This window comes from Pseudomonas sp. TKO26 (assembly GCF_003225665.1).
In the GTDB taxonomy this organism is placed as follows: domain Bacteria; phylum Pseudomonadota; class Gammaproteobacteria; order Pseudomonadales; family Pseudomonadaceae; genus Aquipseudomonas; species Aquipseudomonas saponiphila.
Window position 1 is genome coordinate 1 of the sequence record NZ_QKLN01000052.1, and the last position, 430, is coordinate 430.

Annotated in this window: 1 pseudogene; it reads right to left on the minus strand. The window is 73.7% G+C overall.

Features of this window, described 5'->3' with window-relative positions:
• A pseudogene (locus DNK59_RS31415) lies at positions 1-298 on the minus strand (ABC transporter permease); the annotation flags it as partial.
• Positions 299-430: the final 132 nt, after the last annotated feature.

Sequence of the window (430 nt, forward strand, 5' to 3'; positions counted from 1 at the left end):
AACTCGGGTCCGCCGCTTGCCCTTCGCGTGGGCTGGCGAAATGCCCGAAGCGGCCCCAGCGGATGTGGTTGGTGGCGTTGCCGATGCGGAATACCGAGTCCAGCAGTAGGTTCACCGCGCCGGCGCGGGCCCCGGCGATCCGGTCGGTGCCGCTGATGGTGCTGGCGAAACTGGCTCGGGCTCCGGTGCGCCCCCGCTCCACCGCCAGCAGCAGGCAGACCGAAAGCGCAATGGCAAAGGCGGTGAGGCGCGCGGTGAAGCGGCGGCTACGCCGGCTGGCCCTGGCCGGGGCGGGCAGATTATACCCAGCCCCCTGCGCGGCTGGTGGGGCGCGTGGGGTTCGCCCGGGGCCGGGCGGGGGTCGACAGCGGGCGCAGGCGTCTGGCGGGGCCCGGTCCTTGTTCCACATCTGACGCGGCGGCGGTGACGG